The sequence below is a fragment of the Kribbella steppae genome, from assembly GCF_004342025.1.
Taxonomy (GTDB): Bacteria; Actinomycetota; Actinomycetes; order Propionibacteriales; family Kribbellaceae; genus Kribbella; species Kribbella steppae.
The window spans coordinates 1-21934 of record NZ_SLWN01000019.1 but is presented as its reverse complement, the minus strand read 5'-3'; the positions used below and the strand labels follow the sequence as shown (position 1 = coordinate 21934).

Sequence of the window (21934 nt, the reverse complement as noted above, 5' to 3'; positions counted from 1 at the left end):
TCGCTCCTTCACTGACGTACCTCCAATCGGGGTCCGGCCAGCAGCACCGGCTCCAGCTGTCCGCGCTCTGCCGGGGTGGCCGGCCGCGGCTGATTGCGCTCGACCACGTACCGCAGGTCGGCGTCGGGCTGGTCCGGGGCGTTCACGAAGGAGACGAACCGGGCCAGCTTGTCGGGGTCGTTCAGGGTGGCGCGCCACTCGTCGACGTAGGCGTCGACGTGCTTGGCCATCGCGGCGTCCAGGTCGGCGGCGATGCCGAGGCTGTCGTTCAGGACGACGTCGCGGACGTGGTCCAGCCCACCCTCGATGTCGTTGATCCAGACCGAGGTCCGCTGCAGCCGGTCGCCGGTGCGGACGTAGTACATCAGGAACCGGTCGATCGCCTGGAACAGCTCCTCGTCGCTGAGGTCCGAGGCGAGCAGTTCGGCGTGCCGCGGCGTCATTCCGCCGTTGCCGCCGACATACAGGTTCCAGCCCTTCTCGGTCGCGATCACGCCGACGTCCTTGCCGCGCGCCTCCGCGCACTCCCGGGCGCAGCCGGAGACACCGAGCTTGAGCTTGTGCGGCGAGCGCAGCCCGCGGTACCGCAGCTCCAGCGCGATCGCCATCCCGACCGAGTCCTGTACGCCGTACCGGCACCAGGTGGAGCCGACACACGACTTCACCGTCCGCAGCGCCTTCCCGTACGCGTGCCCGGACTCGAAGCCGGCCTCGACCAGCCGCTTCCAGATCGCCGGCAGTTGCTCGATCCTTGCGCCGAACAGGTCGACCCGCTGACCGCCGGTGATCTTGGTGTAGAGGCCGAAGTCGCGGGCCACCTCGCCGATGGTGATCAGGCCCTCCGGGGTGATCTCGCCACCGGGGATCCGCGGGACGACGGAGTACGTGCCGTCCTTCTGCATGTTGGCCATCACGTGGTCGTTGGTGTCCTGCAGTGTGGCCCGCTCGCCTTCGAGCACGTGACCGGCCGGGTCCAGGCTGGCCAGGATCGAGGCGACCACCGGCTTGCAGATGTCGCAGCCGCGACCGGTGCCGTGCCGCTCGACGATCTCGCTGAACGTGCGCAGCTCGGTCACCCGGACGACGTCGAACAGCTCTGCCCGGGACAGCGCGAAGTGTTCGCACAACGCCTTGCTGACCTCGACACCGGCCTTGGTCAGCTCGCTGTTGAGCAGGTTCTTCACGATCGGCAGGCAGGACCCGCAGCTGGTGCCGGCCTTGGTCTTGCCGCACACCGACTTGATGTCGCTGCAGCCCTCGTCCCGTACGGCGCATCGGATAGTCCCGGCCGAGACGTTGTTACAGGAGCAGACGGCCGCGTCGTCGGGGAGCTCGAGCTTGACCGGCCCGGCGCCCTCGGGCAGCAGGAACGCCGCCGGGTCCGCACCGAGCTCGCGACCGACCATCGGGCGGAGGCCCGAGTACGCCGACGCGTCGCCGACCAGGATGCCGCCGAGCAAGGTGCGCGCGTCATCGGACAGCACGAGCTTCTTGTAGACACCCGCGATCGGGTCGGCGTACACGATGTCGAGCGCGCCCTCCGACGTACCGAAGGCATCGCCGAAGCTGGCCACGTCGACACCGAGCAGCTTCAGCTTCGTCGAGGTGTCCGCACCCGGGAACGTCGCCTCGCCGCCGAGCAGCCGGTCGGCGACGATCTCGGCCATCGTGTAGCCGGGGGCAACCAATCCCCAGACCCGGCCTTCGATACAGGCGACCTCACCGATCGCCCAGACCCCGGGCACCGAGGTACGGCAGGCCTCGTCGACCACGACGCCGCCGCGCTCGCCGACGGCCAGGCCGGCCGCCCGGGCGAGCTCGTCCCGCGGCCGGACACCGGTCGCGAAGACGACCACGTCGGCCGGCAGGTCGGAGCCTTCGGCAACGGCCATCGCCCGCGCCGCACCCTGTGAGGTGAGCTTGACCCGGGTCACCTGGGTCGCCGTCATCACGTCGACGTCCAGGCCGCGGATCAGCCGGGCCAGCGCACTGCCGCCGCCCTCGTCGACCTGCAGCGGCATCAGCCGCGGCGCGAACTCGACCACCTTGGTCGCCGCACCGAGGGCTCGGAGCGCACCAGCTGCCTCGAGACCGAGCAGACCTCCACCGACCACGACACCGTGGACGTCCTTGCCCTCGCTCTTCAGCCGCTCGACGTACACCCGGAGCGCGGCCACGTCGTCGACCGTGCGGTAGACGAAGCAGCCCTGCGCGTCGCTGTTCTTCACCGGCGGTACGAACGCCGACGAGCCTGTCGCCAGGACCAGTTCGTCGTACTCGATCCGCTCACCACGAGTGGTCGTCACGACCTTGGCCGAACTGTCGAACGACGTGACCTGCACGCCCTTGCGCAGCGTCACGGCGGGGTCGTCCCAGAGCTCCGGGTCGCCCAACGCGAGGTCGTGCGGGTCGCGGCCGGAGAAGTAGCTGGTCAATGCCACCCGGTCGTACGGCAGCCGCGGCTCCTCGGCCAGCACGGTGATCCGCCACTGGATCTCGGTGTCGCGGGAACGCAGTGCCTCGACCAACCGGTGAGCGACCATCCCTCCGCCCACCACCACTACGTGCCGGGCCTTGTTCAGCTCTGTCATCGTCGCCCTCCTGGTCGGAACTGGTTCGGTCTCGCCGCGGCGGAAGCGGTCGAGCAGATCGCCGACGGCGCCGGTGCAACTGCCGCACCCGGTCGTCGCCCGCGTCTTCGCGGCGATGCCGGCGACGCTGTCGGCACCTCCACGCCAGGCCGCCTCGAGCGCGGCCCTGGTAACCCCGTTGCACCTGCAGACGGTGGCCACCTTCTTCGTCGGTACGTCGGGAGTCGCCAGCAACCCGACGGCGGTGACCGGCGTACCCCGGTCCGCCAGTAGCACGAGCTCCGCGGCCACGTCGGGCGCACCGACCGCGACAGCGGATCGCACGATCCCGTCCCGCAGTACGGCGCGGACGTACCGCTCACCGTCCTCGAGTCGCACCACCTCGCCCTCGTCCTCTTTGTTGCCGAGGACAAGCACATCGAGCCCGCCCGCGGTCAGCCGGACGACGTCGTAGTCCGGCAGCGGCGGGGCCGGTTCGACCGGCCCGTCGCCCCGACCGTCCAGCCTGGCCGCGAGCGATTCCGCCTGTGCCCAGGCCGACGCCACCGTGCCGGTGACGAGGCCGTCGATCTCGGCGCAGTCGCCGATCGCGTGCACCCGCGCGTCGCCGGGACTCGTCAGCGTCTGGTCGACGACGATGCCGCCGGCCGGTCCGATCGGCAGGCCGGCGGCGAGATTCGTCCGCGGCTGCACTCCGCAGGCAACGACCAGCAGCTCGCCGAAGACCTGCCGGCCGCCGCGCAACCGCAGCGCCCGGAACCGCTCGTTGCGCAGGTCGGTGCCCTCGACGGTCGTGTTGAGCAGGACCTCGACCCCGAGCTCACGCACCGCGCGAGTGATCCGTCGGCCGGCGGTGAGCCGGATCGTCTTGTCCAGCAGGGTTTCGCCGTCGTGGACCAGGGTCACCGCAACACCGCGCTCGCGCAGTGCGCACGCCGTCTCGACTCCGAGAACACCGCCGCCGAGCACGACAGCGCGACGTACTTGCGAAACCTCTGCAACGATCGTCGCGGCGTCGGCCGCGGACCGCAGGGTGTGGATTCCCGGCGCGTCGGGGACACCCTTCGGAACGACCGGGGTCGCGCCCGTCGCGAGCACCAGCCGGTCGTACGCCCACTCGCGACCCTCGACATCGGTGACCACGCGCCGCGCTCGGTCTACCCGAGCCGCGATCGACTGCACTTCATCGCCGATCACCGGCTCGGCCGCGCGACCGGCGACGTACTCGGTCAGCCTGCCGCGGTTGTACGACCCCTCGTCGCCGAGGACGGTCACGTCGTACGACGGAAGCAGCCCGGCCAGCCGTCGGCCGGCCATGCCACCTCCGATGATCATCAACTGGTCGGTCATGGGGCCTCCCGGCCTGGACTGAGGAGCGCAGGGAGCGAAGCGACTGGAGCGACGAGGGAAGGCCGGGAGTCAAAGCCCCATGACCCTGCCGGCGCCGAAGGCCCGGCCAAAAGCACAGCTGTGACTTCGACGGCACAGGCCTTGAACTCGGGCATCCGGGACACCGGGTCGAGAGCGTCGTTGGTGAGCTCGTTGACCGCGCCGGCGCCGCCGTAGTGGAACGGCACGAAGACCGTGTCCGGACGTACGTCGGCCGTCACCCGGGCCGGAAGGACCATCGAACCGCGCGCGGTGCGCAGCCGGAGCGGGCGCCCGTCGGAGATCCCCAGCTGCGCGGCCACCCGCGGGTGGATCTCGGCGAACACCTCGGGCTCGGCCTCCTCCAGCTCCACCACCCGGCGCGTCTGGGCCCCGCTCTGGTAGTGCTGCAACAACCGACCGGTGATCAGGTAGATCGGCGCCGCCGCGTTCAGGTCGTCCGCGACCGGCCGGTGGTCGACCGGGACTACGTGCGCGCGGCCGTCCGGCGTACCGAAGGAGTCCGCGAACAGCCGCGGCGTACCCGGGTGGCCTTCGGCCGGCACTGGCCAGAAGAGCGCCTCGCCGGCGTCGATCCGGTCCCAGGTGATGCCCGAGTAGTCGGCCTTGCCGCCCTTGCTGGCAAGCCGCAACTCCTCGAACACCTCGGCCGGGTCGGTCGGAAAGCCTTGAGCACTGCCAAGCCGTTCAGCAAGACCCGCGAAGACTGCCAGGTCACTGCGGACATCACCTGGCGGCGCGATAGCAGCCCGGCGGCGGATGACCCGGCCCTCGAGCGAGGTCATCGTGCCCTCCTCCTCGGCCCACTGCGTGACCGGGAAGACGACATCCGCCAGCAGAGCGGTCTCGGACGGTACGACGTCCGCCACCACCAGCAGGTCCAAAGCGGCCAGCCGCTCCCGCACCGAGGCCAGTCGCGGTGCCGACACGAGCAGGTTGCTGCCGTGGACCAGCAGTGCTTTAGGGCCGTCCGTCGTACCAAGGGCGTTGATGAGCTCGACTGCACTCTTACCGGGCCCCGGCAGGTCGGAGGGGTCCACGCCCCAAACGCCAGCCACATAGGCCCGTGCTGCCGGGTCGGCGATGCTGCGGTAGCCGGGAAGCTGGTCAGCCTTCTGACCGTGTTCCCGGCCGCCTTGTCCGTTGCCCTGACCAGTGATGCAGCCGTAGCCGCTACCGAGGCGACCGGGCAGTCCCAGCGCCAGAGCCAGGTTGATGCAGGCCGTCACGGTGTCGGTGCCCTTGCTGTGCTGCTCTGCGCCGCGACCGGTCAGGATGAACGCTCCGGCGCCACCGTGCACGGGTGCCGCGGCAGCCAGCGCCCGCGCTGCACGCCGGATCGTCGTGGCCGGTACGCCGGTCACGCGTTCCGCCCGCTCGGGCCACCACGAGGCGGTCGAGCGGAACAGGGTGTCCGGGTCGTCGGTGCGCTCGGTCAGGTACGCCGTATCGGCAAGACCTTCCTGCAGTACGACGTGAGTCAGCGCGAGCACCAGGGCCAGGTCGGTCCCGGGCGTCGCCTGGAGGTGGATGCCGGCGCCGTCCTCGGTCAGCGTGGCGGTCGCCGTACGGCGCGGGTCGACGACCAGAAGCCCACCCGAGTCCCGTACGCCTTCCAGATGCGACACCGCCGGCGGCATCGTCTCGGCGATGTTGCTGCCGACCAGCAGGACGGCACCGGCTCCGGCCACGTCGGCCAGCGGGAACGGCAGCCCTCGGTCGATCCCGAAGGCGCGGTTCGTCGCGGCCGCCGCGGAGGACATGCAGAACCGGCCGTTGTAGTCCACGTTCGCGGTCTTCAGCGCCACCCGGGCGAACTTGCCCAGCGCGTACGCCTTCTCGTTGGTCAGTCCACCGCCACCGAAGACGGCGATCGCGTCGTTGCCGTGCGCGGCCTGCAGGGACCGGATGCGGTCGGCAACGAAGTCGAGCGCCTCGTCCCAGCTCGTCTCCACCAGGTTGCCGGCCGCGTCCCGGACCAGCGGCGTGGTGAGCCGGTCCGGCACGGTCAGCACCTCGGGAGCAGTCCAGCCCTTGCGGCACAGGCCACCCTTGCTGGTCGGAAAGTCCCGGGGCCGCACCTCCACTGCACCCGGCCGGTCGACCGGGTGCAGGGTGGTGGCGCACTGCAGGGCGCAGTACGGGCAGTGGGTGGGGACTCCGGTCATGGGGCCTCCCGGCCTGGACTGAGGAGCGCAGGGAGCGAAACGACTGGAGTGACGAGGGAAGGCCGGGAGTCAAAGCCCCATGACCGGCCGCGCGGCAGCGCGGCATTCAACACCGTCACACGCGCTCCCGGCTGAGCGGGCCACCCTTGCGGAGGTAGCAGAAGTAGGTCACGGCCAGGCAGACCACGTAGAAGCCACAGAACACGTAGAGCGCCGGGATCAGCGAGCCGAAGTTGCTGGTGGACATCGCGAACCCACGCGGGACCAGGAAGCCGCCGTACGCACCGATCGCGGAGGCGATCCCGATGCAGGCCGCCGCCTCGCGCTTCGCCCGGCCCGGGTCGTCCAGGGTGGTCAGCCGGAACACCGCGGGGATCATCCGGTACGTCGACCCGTTGCCGGCGCCGCTGGCGACGAACAGGACCAGGAAGCTGAGCAGGAACGCGGTGAAGCTGCCCGCGTTCAGCGACACGATCGCCGACAGGATGCCCACGCCCATCACCACGAAGGCGCAGACCGTCACCCAGGCGCCGCCGAGCTTGTCGGACAGTTTCCCGCCGAACGGGCGGGCGACCGAGCCGACCAGGGCACCGAGGAAGGCGACGTGGGACACCGTGATCTCGGGGAAGCTGGTCTTGATCAGCAGCGGGAACGCCGCCCCGAAGCCGATGAACGAGCCGAAGGTGCCGATGTAGAGGAACGAGATGATCCAGGTGTGCGGCCGCTTCGCCGCCGCGATCGAGGTGCGGAACGAGGAGCTCGCGACGGACAGGTTGGCCATCACCTTCCAGGCCAGGAAGGCGGCCAGCAGGATCAGCGGGATCCAGAGCAGGCCGGCCCGGTTCAGCGACAGCCCGGCGCCGAGCACGATCACCACCGGCACCACCAGCTGGACCACGGCGACGCCGAGGTTGCCACCGGCCGCGTTGATTCCGAGCGCGAAGCCCTTCTCCTTCTCGGGGTAGAAGAAGGAGATGTTCGTCATACTGCTGGCGAAGTTGCCGCCGCCGACACCCGCGGTGGCCGCGACCAGCGCCATCAGCACGAACGGCGTGTCGGGCTGGGTGATGAAGTAGGACAGCCCGATGGTCGGGATCAGCAGCAGCAGCGCGGACACGATGGTCCAGTTCCGGCCGCCGAACCGCGGTACCGCGAACGTGTAGGGCAGCCGCAGCGTCGCACCGACCAGGCTCGGCAGCGCGACCAGCCAGAACAGCTGGTTCGTGCTGTAGGTGAAGCCGGCCTTCGGCATCGAGACGACCACGATGCTCCACAGCTGCCAGACGGAGAAGCCGAGGAACTCGGCGAAGATCGACGGCCACAGGTTGCGCCGCGCGACCGCACGGCCCTTCTCGGCCCAGAACGTCGCGTCCTCTGGATCCCAGACATCGATCCAGCGTCCGCGTCGCGGCGCCTCGACAGTCCCCACCGCGCCGCTTCCGTCGCGGGTGGTGACGTCCGGTCGTGCCTCGAGCGTCATCGTTAGTCTCCGATCATCCGGCCTCACTGATTAGGCCAGGACGCTATGACCGGGGTGTTTCCGAGTAGTCATCTTGTTGTTACGCCGCCGAAACGGCTCCCGCACACCCACCGCCGGGCAGTGAGAGAAGAAGCCCGGCGGCTGGGTACTGTGCGGGTACCGATGGCGAGGGGACAACGTTGAAACAGACTGGGCAGACCACCGACCAGGCAGGTCTGGAGACCGGGACCAGCCGGGGCGGGCGGTCCGGTGGGCGCTGGGCCTGGCGGGCGGGGATCGCCGCCGTACTGATCGCCTGGTTGGTGCTGGGGTCGCTGGGCGGCCCGACGGTCGGGAAGTTGAGTGAGGTCCAGGAAAACGACAACGCCAATTTCCTTCCGAAACAAGCCGAATCCACGCTGGTCAGTAACGAGTCCGCCAAGTTCGTCGACTCCACCGCGCTGCCGTACTTCGTCCTGATCGAACGCGACGAAGGCATCACGCCGGCCGACCTGGCCAACGCCAACGAGTTCCTCGCCAAGGTGCCGACGCTGGACCTCGGCAACGGCAAGACGATCGGTGACTACCTCGCCGCACCCGCCAAGACGGTGATCCCGTCGGAGGACAAGAAGGCCCTGTTACTCACGGTCGAACTGGACGGCGACCGCGCCGACGAGGTGGTCACCGAAGGCGAGACAGTGCTGTTCGCCGTCGCCGACACCATGAGGACCGAGATCAAGCAAGACCTCACACCCACTGGTCTCAAGGTCTACGTGACCGGTCCAGGCGGGGTGTTCGCGGACTTCGTCGTCGCCTTCGGCGGGATCGACGGAATCCTGCTCGGCGTCGCGCTTTCGGTGGTGTTCGTCATCTTGCTGATCGTGTACCGCAGCCCGATCCTGCCGATCGCGGTGCTGCTGACCGCCGTCTTCGGTCTCGCCCTGGCCGCGCTGGTCGTCTATCCGCTGGCCAAGAACGGCGTCCTGGAACTGAACGGTCAGAGTCAGGGCATCCTGTTCATCCTGGTCGTCGGGGCCGCGACCGACTACTCGCTGCTACTCGTCTCCCGTTACAAAGAGGAGTTGCACGACTACACCAGCAAGTACGAGGCGATGCGGATCGCGTGGCGGGCGTCGATCGAGCCGATCGCGGCCAGCGCGGCGACCGTCATCCTCGGTCTGCTCTGCCTGCTGCTCTCCCAACTCGGCAGCACCAAGGGCCTCGGTCCGGTCGGCGCGATCGGTATCGCCGGCGCGCTGGTCTCCTCGATGAGCTTCCTGCCCGCGATCCTGCTCGCCTTCGGCCGGCGGATCTTCTGGCCGTCGATCCCGCGGGTCGACCACGTGCACGCCCGCGACCAGGTCGGCGGCCGGCGGCTGTGGGGACGGGTGTCCGGGCTGGTCGGCCGCAGTCCGCGCAAGGTCTGGGCGATCAGCGCGCTCGCGCTGCTCGGCTGCGCCGCGTTCCTGCCGACCTTCAAGGCTGACGGCATCTCGCAGGAAGACCTGTTCCTCGACAAGGTCGAGTCCGTCACCGGACAGGAGGAGCTCGCCAAGCACTTCGACGCCGGCGCCGGTACGCCGGTCCAGATCCTCACCCCGGTCGCCCAGGCCGACCAGGTGGTCCAGACCGCGGCACAGGTCGACGGTGTCGGTACTGCGTCCGCCTCGGTGGCACCCGGCGTACCGCCGAAGGTTGTCGACGGCAAGGTGCTGGTCCAGGCCACGCTGGAGGTGGCGGCCGACTCGCCCGAGGCCACCAAGGTGGTCGAACACCTGCGGACGGAGCTGGACACGGTCAACCCGGAGATCCTGGTCGGCGGCACCACCGCCATCAACCTGGACGTGCTGAACGCCAGCGAGCGCGACCTGCTGGTGATCATTCCGGCCATCCTGGCGGTGATCTTCGTCGTTCTGATGCTGTTGCTGCGCTCGATCGTGGCGGCTGTCCTACTGGTGGTCGCGAACGTCGTCTCGTTCGCCGCCACCGTCGGGGTGAGCGCGCTGATGTTCAACCACGTGTTCGACTTCCCCGGCGCGGACCCGAGCATCCCGCTCTACGCGTTCGTCTTCCTCGTTGCCCTGGGCATCGATTACTCGATCTTCCTGATGACCCGGGTCCGGGAGGAATCGCAGGAACAGGGCACCAGACCGGGCATCCTGATCGGCCTGGCGGTCACCGGTGGCGTAATCACCTCGGCCGGCGTGGTCCTCGCGGCCACCTTCTCGGCACTCGCCGTACTGCCGATCCTGTTCCTGGTCCAGATCGCCTTCATGGTCGCCTTCGGCGTCCTCCTCGACACCACCGTGGTCCGCTCCCTCCTGGTCCCCGCCCTGGCCTACGACATCGGCAAGAAGGTCTGGTGGCCCAGCAAGCTGTCGTCCTAGGGTGCGCGTATGGAGACGTTCGAGGGGATCGTCGTGGTCAATGACGGCGGTGGGGCGTGGGTGGAGGTGCCGGGTGAGGTAATCGCGGCGCTCGGTGGGGGTGGGCGGATCCCGGTGCAGGCCTCGTTCGACGGCATCGCGTATCGCGGCTCGATCGCGTCCATGGGCGGGTGTATGGCGCTGGGGTTGCTGAAGAGCATCCGGACCGAACTGGGCAAGGGTGACGGCGATCCGGTCACGGTGACGGTCGAGCGGGACACGGCCGAGCGGACGGTGGAGGTGCCGGCGGATCTCGCCGCGGCGCTCGAGGAGGCGGGACTGCGGAAGGCGTTCGACGCACTGAGCTACAGCCACCGGCGCGAGCACGTGAACGCGATCAACGACGCCAAGAAGCCGGAAACCCGGGCCCGCCGGATCACGAAAGCCCTGGAGATGCTTTCCTGAGTGACGCCAGCTCGGTGCGGTTGGCGACACCGAGCTTGGCGTAGACGTGAGCGAGATGCGTCTTCACCGTGCCGCGACTCATGTACAGCCGGGCACCGATCTCCGGATTGCTCAACCCTTCCACTGCCAGCGCGACGACCTCGCGCTCGGTCGGCGTCAGGCTGGCCCACCCGGACGACGGACGTCCCCGTGCTCCTCGGGTACGACGTACGTGCGCGACGGCCTCGTCCAGCGTCAGCGGTGGCTCATCGGTGCTCGGCAACGTCGGTAGGTCCGGTGGAGCGGCGTACCTCATCTCGGAGCGCATGGCAGTCGCCGCGGTGTCCAGGCGGGCCGCGTCGGCGGTGCGGTTGGTGTGATTCGCCAGCAGGGCAAGGGATTCCAGGCTGTCGACGATGTAGGTCCGTAGCCCGTGGTCGACCCTGATGGTCAGCGCCTCGTGCAGGAGATCCGCCGCCCGGTCCGGCTGCTCGGCGGTCAGCGACCGGCCCTGCTGGTCGAGCGCATCGGCAAGGATTCTGGGCAGGTTGTAGCGACGGGCGAGCGCCACCGCGCGTTCGAGAACGTCAACAGGGTTGTGCAGTGCGGCGGCGTACGTCGGCAGCAGCATCGCGGGAACGTACGTCTGGGCCAGCGGACCGTCCGGGTCCACCTCGGGCCGCATCCACTCGACGGCGGCGTTGTGGTCTCCACTCCGATACGAGAGCAGACCCATCACGTGGCCGAGGTTCGGCACGACCGCGTCATTCACAAGGTCGAGGAGCGGGCGCATCAGTTCGTAGGCCTCGTCGAGACGACCGGATCGTGCCAGCAAGGTCGCCAACTGTCCGCGGGCCGTCCCGACGCGGTGGAAGTCGGCCAGCGGTTCGGCGGTCGCGATGGCGTGCTTGGCAACCTCGATGGCCTGCTGCAGCTCTCCGGTCGCCGCGAGGCTTTCGGACTGCACCAGGAGCACGGTTGTCGCAATGCCCCGCTCACCGCGCGCCAGTAGGCCTGGGATCACGATCTCGAGCAGTGGGGACAGCTCGTCGTGCCGGTCCCACAAGGCGAGCAGCACGCACTGCAATGCGAGATTGGCGTCCCGGGCGACCTCGTCGCCGGTACCCTCGGCCAGCCGCCGGCCTTCCTCGGTCAGCTCCCAGGCTTCCTGGAAGCCGGTGAAGAACTTGCCGACAGCCACAAGTGCGAGGAAGAGCGAGCGCAGCCGGTCGTCACCGAGCTCGGTCGCCAGGTCCAGGCCGCGGCCGGCCGCGTCGTACCCGAACGGATCGACGGTGTCGGCGACGGTCGCGTACCCGTACAGCAAACGGGCCTGCAGCAACGACCGCTCGTCCGGCGCGCAGTCGATCGCCCGGCGCAGATAGCCGATCCCCTCCGGACCGGTCGCGCGCAGGTTCCACATCCACGGCAGCGCAGCCGCCAACCGCCGGCCACGCTCGGGATCCGTGGTCAGCCCGTAGTCCAGCGCTGCGCGATAGTTCTCCCGATCCGGCTCGATCATCCCGCGCCAAGCGTCCCGATCCCCGTCCAGCAAGGGCTCCGCCGCTTCCGCAGCTGCCAGGAAGTGGTCGAGGTGCAGATCCTTCACCTGCTCACCCGAGTCGCCCAGCCGCAGTCCGGCGTACTCGCGAATCGTCTCGAGCAGCCGATACCGCCCGCCCTCCGCGACAACGAGCGATTTGTCGACAAGCCGCGCAAGAACCTCCAGTACGGCGGACGTGCCGCAGACCGACTGTGCCGCATCCAGGGTGAAGCCGCCGGCGAAGACAGCGAGCCGGCGGAAGACCTGCCGTTCGTCCGGATCGAGCAGGTCATGGCTCCAGTCGATCGACGCGGCCAGGGTCTGCTGTCGCGCTGACACTCCCCTGGTGTTCCGCGTGAGCAGACCGAAGCGGTCGTCCAGACCGGCCTCGATCTGCTCCGGGGTGAGCGTGCGAACCCAGGCCGCTGCCAGTTCGAGAGCCAACGGCATCCCGTCGAGGCGGACACAGATCGATCGGATCGCCTGCTCCGATTCGGGAAACTCCGATCCGGCCCGCTCGGTGAAGAGCGTCATCGCCTCATCCGGAGCCAGCGCCGGCACCCGCCAGACCGCCTCGCCCGGAACGTTCAGCGGCTCCCGGCTCGTCGCCAGCACCGAGACCTCCGGGCAGGACGTCTGCAAGGCGAGCACGAACTCGGCGACGCCGTCGATCACCTGCTCGCAGTTGTCCAGGCAGAGCAACGTCCGCATGGCCCTCAGTTGCCCGATCAGCAGTCGCGTGCTGTCACCCGTCTCGACCAGTACGCCGACCGCCGCCGCGACAGCCTCGGGAATCTGCGCACTCTCGGTGACGACGGCGAGATCGACCCACCAGACACCGTCTGGCCAGCGTTCCGCCAACTGGGCCGCGACCTGTGCGGCCAGGCGCGTCTTCCCGCTTCCGCCCGGACCGGTCAGCGTCACCAACCGACTTCCGGACAGTTGCGTTCTGACCGCCGCCAGTTGGGTCTGCCGCCCGACGAAGCTGGTGAACATCACCGGCAGGTTGTTCGGCACCAGATCCAGTGAACGCAACTGGGCGGTGGGGCTGCCTGTAGTTGAAGTGAGCTCGAAGATGCGTTCGGACGATCCCAGGTCCCGTAACCGGTGCATCCCGAGGTCGGCCACCTCGTCCGGCGGCACCGGCACCGATGCCGTCAGCAACGTTTGCCCAGGGTTCGCGATCTCCAGCAATTGCTCGGCATGCCGCACCGTTGGGCCCGTCGCAGTGCCTGTGTGTACGGCGATCCGCACCAGCTCCCCAGCCGGTACGTCGACCGTCGCAACCCGCAACGCCCGCGTCGCCGTGATCGCCTCAGCCGGATCGCCGAACACCGCGACCGGCCCCGCCGCGTCACGCCGTACCAGCTTCTCTCCCGGCAGCGTGCCGACCAGGCCCTCCAGCCGGACATGCGCGGGAGCGCTCGCGGCCCCGGCGTACGACGCCACCAGCACGGTCACCCCACTCATGAGCCGCAGTCTGCCAGCCCGGCTGTGTCGGGTCGCCCGTGTCGACAGTATTCGCTATGGTCCGGAGATAGTGCGGGGGCCTTAGGAAGTGAGGAGCCCATGGCAGACATCACTACCCGTGAACCCGGCAGATTCGCACTGCCGACCAAGAACCTGCCGGAACCGCAGGTTCGCGACCTCCCCGAACCACCCAACAAGGCCTGGAAGATCATCGGTCCCGGCATGGTCGGCGCCGGTGTCGGCCTGGCCTCGGGCGAGTTCATCCTCTGGCCGTACATCGCCAGCCAGGTCGGCCTGGTGTTCCTCTGGGGCGCCGTGGTCGGCGTGATCATCCAGTGGTTCCTGAACATGGAGATCGAGCGGTACACGCTGGCCACTGGTGAGACAGCGTTGACCGGCTTCAACCGCTACTGGAAGCACTGGGGCCTGTTCTTCGCGATCATGACGTACTTCGCGAACATGTGGCCCGGCTGGGCGACCAGTTCGGCGGCGATGCTCACCTACCTGTTCGGGGCCGGCGATCCGCGCTGGATCGCGATCGGCATCCTGCTCGTGATCGGCCTGATCCTGACCTTCGCGCCGGTCGTGTACGTGATGCTGGAGCGGTTGATCTTCGTCAAGATCCTCGCCGTCACGCTGCTCGTCGTCCTGGCGCTGGCGTTCGCGATCCGGAGCAAGACCTACGGCGCGCTCGGCGACGCGGTCACCGACCCGCAGTTCCCGGTCGACCAGCTCGGGTTCGCGCTCATCATGGGTGCGATCGCGTACGCCGGTGCCGGCGGTGGGCAGAACCTGGTGCAGAGCAACTGGATCCGGGACAAGGGATTCGGGATGGGTGTGCACGTGCCGCGGTTGACCTCGCCGATCACCGGCGAGAAAGAGGCGGACCCGACCGCCAACGGCTACGTCTTCACCACCGACGAACCGAACATGGCCCGCTGGAAGCGCTGGTGGAAGTTCGCCAACGTCGAGCAGGCCTCGACCTTCGGGGCGATCACGATCCTCACCATCGTGTTCACCTCGATGCTCGCGCACGCGACGCTGTACGGGAACCCGGACGTCAAGAACAACATCAGCTTCCTGAAGATCGAGGGCACCACGCTGCAGACCCTGGTCGGCGACTGGTTCGGCTACCTGTTCTGGGCGGTCGGCGCGTTCTCGCTGTTCGCGGCCGCGGCCGGCATCGTCGACTACACGTCCCGGCTGTCCGCGGACATGATCAAGGCCCGCTACCTGCGCACCTCGACGGTGAGCGAGTCCAAGCTGTACTTCGGCCTGGTCTGGGGACTGGTTGCCTTCGGCATCATCGTGCTCCTGGCCGGCCTGGACCAGCCGCTGGTCCTGCTGGTGATCTCCGCCTGTACGGCGGGCACGATGATGTTCTTCTACTCGTTCCTGCTGTGGTGGATGAACTCCCGCGCCCTGCCCAAGGCGATCCGCATCACCCCGGTCCGCGCCGCGGTCATGCTGTTCTCCTTCCTGGCGTTCGGCTTCCTCGCCGTCTTCACCATCATCGACCAGATCCAGAAGAACTTCTGACCGATCCCGGGTACGACGCCGGCCGGCGTCGTACCCGGGTCCTCTTCCTACGGCTGGACGACGAGGCCGCCCCACTGTGGGGCGTAGAACGGGACGGTCGACATGCAGTCGGCGATCGAGGGCTGGGCGGCCGACCAGCTGAAGAGCCAGCCGAGGCGGTCGACCTTGCCGTCCTTGAGCGAGAACGACACCGGCTTGCCGATCTGCGCCGGATCGCTGGATTTCGTCACCACGCCGGTGGTGATCGCGACGGGTCCGCCTGCGACCAGGCAGGTGAGCCGACCCTCGACGTCAGCCTCGGACGCGCCACTGTCGCGGAAGTGGAAGCTGCCCTGGACCTGCGTCGCGTCGCCGCCGGCCGGTACGTGCGCGGCGAGTTCGAACCGCATCGATCCGCGCGACGACGGGCTCGGACCACCGAGCACCGCGGCAACCGTCGTACCGTCGCCGGCCGCCTTCACCGCGACCGTCGGAGCATCGCCCGCGGCCTTCATCGCGTCCGTCGGACCGTTGCCCTGAGCACCGCGTGGGAGCGGGCCGCCCTCGACCCGGAAGCCTCCGTCGGTCAGGGCGAACACCGGTGCGGTGCCCTGGAGCAGGCTCACCGGGGCGCCGAAGAAGCCCCACATCCAGCCGATCCGGTCCTGTTCGCCGCCGTCGTACACGGTGAAGGCGACCGGCTTGCCGACAAACTCCAACGGCACGTCCGGGTGTTCGGCGGCATCGATCACGCCGGTGACTACGGCGACCTCGTCGACCGCGGTCAGGCTGGTGATCCGGCCGCTGAACTCAGCGAGCAGCCGGCCGTCGGGCTTGCGGTGGACGACGTGGAACGAGCCGGACGGGTGCAGCGGGTCGGTGGCGCGGCCGTCGATCTCGAACCGCACCGGGTCGCCTTCCATCCCCGGCCACTCCGGGCCCAGGTAGCCGCCACCGGCCCCGGACACCCGCATCACCGGGCTCGTACTCGCGGAACCATTGGCGGCCGACGACGACGGGGCGGCGCCGGCCGCTACCAGCAATGCCAGCGCTCCGGCGACCACCGATCGACGGATGAACTTCGGGCTTCGCACGCAAACTCCTTCGGGTCCGGCCCGCCTCGCGCGGGCCACCCGAAGAACGCTGTCATCCACACCACCCCCGCGTGATCCATCTCCAGGACCAACCGTCTCCCTCGTCCGAGGGAGACGGTCAGCGGCGTGGGCCGTAGGGGCCGGGGGCGCCGTTGACGGTGGTGAAGAGGGAGTAGACCGACGTGGTCGCGGTGAGGAAGAGCCGGTTGCGCTTGGGCCCGCCCCAGGTGAGATTGGAGACGGTCTCAGGGACGAGGAGTTTGCCGAGCAGGGTGCCGTCCGGGTGGTAGACGTGCACACCGTCGGCCGCCGAGGCCCAGATGCGGCCTTCGGTGTCGAGCCGGAAACCGTCGAAGATCCCGTTACCGCACTCGGCGAACAGGTCGCCGCCGGACAGCTTGTCGCCGTCCACGGTGAAGACCCGGATCGTCCCTTCCTCGGAATCGGCGATGTAGAGCAACGATTCGTCCAGCGAGAAGGCGAGCCCGTTCGGCCGGTTGAAGTCGTCGGCGACCCGGGTCAGCACGCCGTCCGGCGAGACCCGGTAGACGTGGCAACCACCCGTCTCGATCTCGCCCTTGTAGCCCTCGTAGTCGGAGTCGATCCCGTACGCCGGGTCGGTGAACCAGACCGAGCCGTCGCGCTTCACCACCACGTCGTTCGGGCTGTTCAGCCGCTTCCCGTCGTACTCGGAGGCGAGCACAGTCACGGCACCGTGGTGCTCGGTCCGGGTGACGCGGCGATTCCCGTGCTCACAGCTGACCAGACGGCCCTCGGTGTCGAGGGTGTGCCCGTTCGTGTTCCCGGCCGGGTGCCGGAAGATCGAGACCTGGTACGACGTCTCGTCCCAGCGCAGGATGCGGTCGTTCGGAATGTCGCTCCAGAGCAGATAGCGGCCGGCCGGCGAGTACACAGGCCCCTCCACCCACCGCCCACCGGTCCACAGCCGCTCGAGCAGCCTGTCCCCGCGGATGCCTTCGAACCGGTCGTCCAGCTTCTGCCAGACAGCCGGCGCCGTACCAGCCAGCGGCTCGAGAATGCCCGTCATCACCACTCCTCACGAAGTCGACTGCCCCGTCTGCCGGAAAGCCTATTCCTTCACCACCGCGGCGCGCCGGTTGTGGTCAGCAGCCAAGACCAGACCGACGTGGTCGCGGTGATGAACAGGCGGTTGCCTTTGGGGCCGCCGAAGCAGAGGTTGGAGACGACGTCGGGCAGCAGGAGCTTGCCGATCAGGGTGCCATCCGGGTCGAAACAGTGGACGCCTTCGTGCGTTGCCGCCCAGACTCGGCCGGCGCTGTCCAGCCTGACGCCGTCGAACATACCTGCCTCGCATGGTGCGAACACCGCACCGCCGAGCAGTTTGTCGCCGTCCACGTCGAAGCGGCGGATGTGCTTGGCCGGAGTGTCCACGACGTACAACTGGGACTCGTCGAGGGAGAACGCGAGTCCGTTCGGGCGGGTGAAGTCGTCCGCGACGACGGTCAGCGCCCCGTCGGGCCCGACCCGGTAGACGTGGCAGCCGTCGATCTCCTGCTCGGCCGCGTGCCCTTCGTAGTTCGAGGTGATCCCGTACGGCGGGTCGGTGAACCAGACCGAGCCGTCGCTCTTCACCACGACATCGTTCGGGCTGTTCAGCCGGCGGCCGTCCAGGTGTGACGCGAGCACCGTGCGCGAGCCGTCGTACTCGGTCCGGACGACCTGACGGTCACCCTGCGAGCAGCTGATCAGGCGGCCCTCGCGGTCAAGGGTGTTGCCGTTGACATAGCCGGACGGCTGCCGGAAGACGGACACGTGGCCGGAGACCTCGTCCCAGCGGAGCAGCCGGTCGCTCGGGATGTCGCTGAAGATCAGACAGCGCCAGGCGGGTGCGTACGCCGGCCCTTCCAGCCAGCGACCGCCGTCGTACAGGCACTCGACGTACTCGTCCCCCGCGATCTTCCGGAACCGCTCGTCGAGGACGACGAGCTCGGCCCGGATCCGTGGCGGCGGAGGTGACAGCGTGATGGTCATGGTGCTCCCCTGTCGAATCTCATCCTGTTATCGTTGTACTTCATAGGATGAGGTTTGGTAAAGGGTGATCATGACCATAGACGATGTGGATCGGCAACTGCTGGCTCGGCTGCAGGATGACGCCACCCAGTCGTACGCCGCCCTCGGTCAAGCCGTCGGGTTGTCCGCGGGGGCGGCGCACGAGCGAGTCAAGAAACTGAAGGCGTCCGGAGTGATCCGGCGGACCACGGTCGAAGTCGATCCAGCCGCACTGGGGAACGGCGTACTCGCCTATGTCCTGCTCGACACGGATGCCTGGATGGGCGACGAGCCGACACTGCGCGCGCTGCAGGACATCTCCGCAGTCCAGGAGGCGCACATCATCGCCGGGCCCGCATCAGTCCTGGTCAAGGTGCGAACGACGACGACCGAGGACCTCCAGGCGACCTTGCGCGCACTGCATCAAGTGAACGGCGTGACCAGCACTCAGACGATCGTCGTACTCGAGTCCTTCTTCGAGCGCCCACTCGCCGTACGGGCGTAAAGCGGGATCAGCACCGCGCCGACGACCACGTGCATCAGCAGCAAGGACACCTTGGCGTCGGTGGCGATCTCGCCTGAGTTGAACGGCATCACCAACGAGAGCAGCAGCACAACGGACGCCGTGATCACCCACACCCGGCGAGCCTGCGTGGTGAACCGTTCGAGCAGCGCCAAGAACACCCAGCCGACCAGGCCGGCGCCGAGCGCCATGAAGATCACCATGCCCGGGCCGACGACTGTCGTCGTACCGGATCTGGTGACGTCGAAGTCGACGCCCAGCAACGGATCGGCGACCAGCCAGACGAGGAACGCGCCGACCGCGGCCAATCCGGTTGCGGCTGCTCTGGAGGTACGACGGGTGCGGACAGACGCGACTACTAGTGCGGACATCAGGAGTCCTCATTTTCTGGAGATCATCAATGATGGAGAATCTCCACTAATCTTGTGGCCAGATGCTGGAGAAAGTCAACTATCGAGATCCATGGCTAAACTCGACCTATGGCTTCGGAACGGGATCAGCTGGCAGGGCTCGCCCAGCAGGTGATGGACGTCTCGCTGTGGATGGCGCGGCACTACAACCAGCGCTTCGCTGCCGACCTCGGCCTGACCGACACCCTCGCCAGATCCCTGCTGCAACTGGATCCCGACCGTCCGGTGCCGACCCGCGCGCTCGCCTCGATGCTCGGGTGCGACCCGTCGAACGTGACGCCGTTCGTCGACCGGCTGGAGAAGGCCGGCCTGGTCGAGCGGCAGGTCGACCCGCAGGACCGCCGGGTCAAGACGCTGGTGGTGACGACGGAGGGCCGGGCCATGCTCGAGCGGATGAACGACATCCGCGGCACCGACTCTCCGCCCCTGCAGGCGCTCACCCCGTCCGAGCGCGAGACGCTGGAGAAACTGCTCGACAAGGCCCGGACCGCGGCCAAGGCGTACGAGGCCGAGCAGTGCGCCCGGATCCAGGGCAAGGCCATTTAGTGCACGGCCAACCCGGGCACGGCGATTCAGGGCACGATGTGAGAAACGCCCTGTCTCGCTGAGGGGCGGCTTGACCCTAGACTCAGGCTGGCCGAAGGGAGTCAGCTGTGTCCGACAGCAAGCAGATCACCAAGGTGCTGGTGGCCAACCGGGGCGAGATCGCCGTCCGGGTCATCCGCGCCGCCGCCGATTCGGGACTGGGCAGTGTCGCCGTGTACGCCGAGCAGGACCGCGACGCCCTGTTCGTCCGGCTCGCCGACGAGGCGTACTCGCTGGACGGCGCGACACCGGCCGACTCCTACCTGAACATCGCCAAGATCCTCGACGTCGCGGCCCGCTCGGGTGCGGACGCCGTACATCCGGGGTATGGCTTCCTGGCCGAGAACGCCGAGTTCGCCCAGGCGGTGATCGACGCCGGGCTGATCTGGATCGGCCCGCCGCCGTCGGCGATCGACTCCCTCGGCGACAAGGTCAAGGCGCGGCACATCGCCGACAAGGTCGGTGCGCCGCAGGTCCCCGGTACGCCGGACCCGGTCGCGGACGCTTCCGAGGTGGTCGCATTCGCCGAGGAGTACGGCCTGCCGATCGCGATCAAGGCGGCGTACGGCGGTGGCGGCCGCGGCATGAAGGTCGCCCGCACGCTGGACGAGGTGCCGGAGCTGTTCGAGTCGGCCACCCGTGAGGCGGTCAGCGCGTTCGGCCGCGGCGAGTGCTTCGTCGAGCGGTACTTGGACAAGCCGCGGCACGTCGAGACCCAGTGCCTGGCCGATGCCCATGGCAACGTCGTGGTCGTCTCCACCCGGGACTGCTCGCTGCAGCGCCGCTACCAGAAGCTGGTCGAAGAGGCGCCGGCGCCGTTCCTTTCCGATGAGCAGATGGAGACTTTGTACTCGGCGTCGAAGGCGATCCTGCGTGAGGCCGGGTACGTCGGGGCCGGCACCTGCGAGTTCCTGGTCGGGCAGGACGGGCTGATCTCGTTCCTCGAGGTGAACACCCGGCTGCAGGTCGAGCACCCGGTCAGCGAAGAGGTCACCGGGATCGACCTGGTCCGGGAGATGTTCCGGATCGCCAACGGCGAGGAGCTCGGGTACGACGATCCCGTCGTGTCAGGTCACTCGATCGAGTTCCGGATCAACGCCGAGGACGCGGGTCGTGGATTCCTGCCCGCACCGGGCACGTTGACCCGCTGGCACGCGCCGTCCGGTCCGGGCGTGCGGCTCGACGGCGGCTACGACCAAGGCGAGACGGTGCCGGGTGCGTTCGACTCGCTGGTCGCGAAGCTGATCGTGTCCGGACGCGACCGGACCCAAGCACTGGAGCGGTCCCGGCGAGCGCTGCGCGAGTTCGTCGTCGAGGGGATGCCGACGGTCATCCCGTTCCACGCAGCCGTGGTGTCGGACCCGGCCTTCATCGGCGACGACGGTCTCAAGGTGCACACCCGCTGGATCGAGACCGAGTACGACAACCAGATCCCGCCGTACGACGGACCGACTGCGGAGCCCGTCGAGACCGCCGAACGCGAGAAGGTGACGGTCGAGGTCGGCGGTAAGCGACTCGAGGTCGTGCTGCCGGCCGGTCTCGGCGCATCCGCGGTCGCGGCCGGCGGTGCGGCAGGTGGGAAGAAGAAGCCGACTCGCCGCGCGGGCGCTTCCGGCAAGGGTTCGGCCGCATCCGGCGACTCACTCACGTCACCGATGCAGGGCACCATCGTCAAGATCGCCGTCGAGGAAGGCGCGACCGTTGCCGAAGGCGACCTGATCGTCGTCCTCGAGGCAATGAAGATGGAACAACCCCTCAACGCCCACAAGTCCGGCACCATCACCGCCCTCACCGCCGAAGTAGGCACCACCGTCACCGCCGGCGCCATCCTCTGCGAAATCAAAGACTGACCCAACCCCCACCTCCGCCACCACCTGCAAGCCCTCCCCCGGCTTGCCCCCTTTGCCGGCGACAACTGCTATTTCGTCCCCTCCACCAGCCGACCGGCGCGAGCTGTCCGCGTTCCTCAGCCGGCCATTGGTGCGCATTTGAGGGGTTAACCCCTCAAATGGTGGGTTGCCCCCTCGCATACAGAGTGGACAACCCCCAACCTCGGGGGTTAACCCCTGAAATTGCGGGCCCGCCGGTCAGTCAGTGGATGCGGCGATGCTCAGCCGCTTCGGCGGCGGGTGTTTAGCTGCGCTCGGTGGCGGGTGTTCGCCGCTGCCGGTGGCGGCTGAACTGCTGCCTTCGGGCTGCGGGCGTTGGTCGCCTTCAGCGGCCGGCTGTTGGTGTGCAGTTGAGGGGTTAACCGGCTCTCCTGTCTGATGTGTGGGTCAGTTTCGGCCGGGGAGGGGTGGTCGGTAGCCGCCGAGGGTGAGCATGGCGAGGGCGATGAGGGCG

14 protein-coding genes are annotated in these 21934 nt (G+C 68.5%); 6 read left to right on the top strand and 8 right to left on the bottom strand.

What is annotated here, in order from left to right:
• Window positions 1-8: 8 nt before the first annotated feature.
• From nirB to EV652_RS38615, 3 genes are all read right to left on the bottom strand, one after another.
• Window positions 9-3941, bottom strand: a complete 3933-nt coding sequence (gene nirB, locus EV652_RS38625; protein WP_132214963.1) for a nitrite reductase large subunit NirB — start codon at window positions 3939-3941, stop codon at window positions 9-11.
• A complete protein-coding gene (locus EV652_RS38620; protein ID WP_132214961.1) occupies window positions 3938-6148 on the bottom strand; it encodes a molybdopterin oxidoreductase family protein in 2211 nt (736 codons plus the stop codon). Before EV652_RS38620 ends, nirB begins: the two co-directional genes overlap by 4 nt.
• Before the next feature lie 115 nt (window positions 6149-6263).
• Complete coding sequence (locus tag EV652_RS38615) at window positions 6264-7628, bottom strand: MFS transporter (RefSeq protein ID WP_132214959.1); 1365 nt, start codon at window positions 7626-7628, stop codon at window positions 6264-6266.
• Between the two features lie 179 nt (window positions 7629-7807).
• On the opposite strand from EV652_RS38615, the gene EV652_RS38610 reads away from it, so the two are divergent.
• Together EV652_RS38610 and EV652_RS38605 are read left to right on the top strand one after the other, a co-directional pair.
• On the top strand, window positions 7808-9994 hold the full coding sequence (locus EV652_RS38610) for an MMPL family transporter (RefSeq protein ID WP_242002266.1): 2187 nt from the start codon (window positions 7808-7810) through the stop codon (window positions 9992-9994).
• A 9-nt stretch (window positions 9995-10003) separates the two neighbouring features.
• Window positions 10004-10438, top strand: coding sequence for a YdeI/OmpD-associated family protein (locus EV652_RS38605; RefSeq protein WP_132214957.1), 435 nt, complete (start codon window positions 10004-10006; stop codon window positions 10436-10438).
• On the opposite strand, the gene EV652_RS38600 is transcribed toward EV652_RS38605, so the two are convergent.
• Window positions 10410-13430 carry a helix-turn-helix transcriptional regulator gene (locus EV652_RS38600; RefSeq protein ID WP_132214955.1) on the bottom strand — a complete coding sequence of 1007 codons (3021 nt, stop codon included), beginning with the start codon at window positions 13428-13430 and terminating at the stop codon, window positions 10410-10412. The genes EV652_RS38605 and EV652_RS38600 overlap by 29 nt on opposite strands.
• Before the next feature lie 99 nt (window positions 13431-13529).
• Here EV652_RS38600 and EV652_RS38595 point away from each other — a divergent pair, with 99 nt between their 5' ends.
• Window positions 13530-14969, top strand: a complete 1440-nt coding sequence (locus EV652_RS38595; protein WP_132214953.1) for an Nramp family divalent metal transporter — start codon at window positions 13530-13532, stop codon at window positions 14967-14969.
• Window positions 14970-15016: 47 nt separating this feature from the next.
• Here EV652_RS38595 and EV652_RS38590 read toward each other — a convergent pair whose 3' ends face one another.
• The 3 genes from EV652_RS38590 to EV652_RS38580 all read right to left on the bottom strand — a co-directional run bounded on the left by EV652_RS38590 (window position 15017) and on the right by EV652_RS38580 (window position 18055).
• The gene (locus tag EV652_RS38590; RefSeq protein WP_132214951.1) at window positions 15017-16042 is read right to left on the bottom strand and encodes a hypothetical protein; all 1026 of its coding nucleotides are present in this window, start codon (window positions 16040-16042) and stop codon (window positions 15017-15019) included.
• 118 nt (window positions 16043-16160) lie between these two features.
• The gene (locus EV652_RS38585) at window positions 16161-17090 is read right to left on the bottom strand and encodes an SMP-30/gluconolactonase/LRE family protein (protein ID WP_132214949.1); all 930 of its coding nucleotides are present in this window, start codon (window positions 17088-17090) and stop codon (window positions 16161-16163) included.
• A gap of 50 nt (window positions 17091-17140) precedes the next feature.
• Window positions 17141-18055: an SMP-30/gluconolactonase/LRE family protein gene (locus tag EV652_RS38580; protein ID WP_132214947.1), complete on the bottom strand. Its 915-nt coding sequence runs from the start codon at window positions 18053-18055 to the stop codon at window positions 17141-17143.
• A 70-nt stretch (window positions 18056-18125) separates the two neighbouring features.
• Here EV652_RS38580 and EV652_RS38575 point away from each other — a divergent pair, with 70 nt between their 5' ends.
• Window positions 18126-18578 (top strand): Lrp/AsnC family transcriptional regulator, encoded by a 453-nt coding sequence (locus tag EV652_RS38575; RefSeq protein ID WP_132214945.1) that lies wholly within the window; start codon window positions 18126-18128, stop codon window positions 18576-18578.
• Here the strand turns inward: EV652_RS38575 and EV652_RS38570 are convergent.
• Entirely contained in the window at window positions 18521-18967 is a 447-nt protein-coding gene (locus EV652_RS38570; protein WP_132214943.1) for a DUF6069 family protein, read from the bottom strand. The genes EV652_RS38575 and EV652_RS38570 overlap by 58 nt on opposite strands.
• A gap of 108 nt (window positions 18968-19075) precedes the next feature.
• On the opposite strand from EV652_RS38570, the gene EV652_RS38565 reads away from it, so the two are divergent.
• Together EV652_RS38565 and EV652_RS38560 are read left to right on the top strand one after the other, a co-directional pair.
• The gene (locus EV652_RS38565) at window positions 19076-19552 is read left to right on the top strand and encodes a MarR family winged helix-turn-helix transcriptional regulator (RefSeq protein WP_132214941.1); all 477 of its coding nucleotides are present in this window, start codon (window positions 19076-19078) and stop codon (window positions 19550-19552) included.
• A gap of 107 nt (window positions 19553-19659) precedes the next feature.
• Window positions 19660-21441, top strand: coding sequence for an acetyl/propionyl/methylcrotonyl-CoA carboxylase subunit alpha (locus EV652_RS38560; RefSeq protein WP_132214939.1), 1782 nt, complete (start codon window positions 19660-19662; stop codon window positions 21439-21441).
• Window positions 21442-21934: the final 493 nt, after the last annotated feature.

Coding starts and splice junctions, on each gene's coding strand:
- EV652_RS38620 (WP_132214961.1), bottom strand. CDS start 6,148: ATGACCGGAGTCCCCACCCACTGCCCGTACTGCGCCCTGCAGTGCGCC.
- EV652_RS38575 (WP_132214945.1), top strand. CDS start 18,126: ATGACCATAGACGATGTGGATCGGCAACTGCTGGCTCGGCTGCAGGAT.
- EV652_RS38570 (WP_132214943.1), bottom strand. CDS start 18,967: ATGTCCGCACTAGTAGTCGCGTCTGTCCGCACCCGTCGTACCTCCAGA.
- nirB (WP_132214963.1), bottom strand. CDS start 3,941: ATGACCGACCAGTTGATGATCATCGGAGGTGGCATGGCCGGCCGACGG.
- EV652_RS38605 (WP_132214957.1), top strand. CDS start 10,004: ATGGAGACGTTCGAGGGGATCGTCGTGGTCAATGACGGCGGTGGGGCG.
- EV652_RS38595 (WP_132214953.1), top strand. CDS start 13,530: ATGGCAGACATCACTACCCGTGAACCCGGCAGATTCGCACTGCCGACC.
- EV652_RS38565 (WP_132214941.1), top strand. CDS start 19,076: ATGGCTTCGGAACGGGATCAGCTGGCAGGGCTCGCCCAGCAGGTGATG.
- EV652_RS38600 (WP_132214955.1), bottom strand. CDS start 13,430: ATGAGTGGGGTGACCGTGCTGGTGGCGTCGTACGCCGGGGCCGCGAGC.
- EV652_RS38585 (WP_132214949.1), bottom strand. CDS start 17,090: ATGACGGGCATTCTCGAGCCGCTGGCTGGTACGGCGCCGGCTGTCTGG.
- EV652_RS38580 (WP_132214947.1), bottom strand. CDS start 18,055: ATGACCATCACGCTGTCACCTCCGCCGCCACGGATCCGGGCCGAGCTC.
- EV652_RS38615 (WP_132214959.1), bottom strand. CDS start 7,628: ATGACGCTCGAGGCACGACCGGACGTCACCACCCGCGACGGAAGCGGC.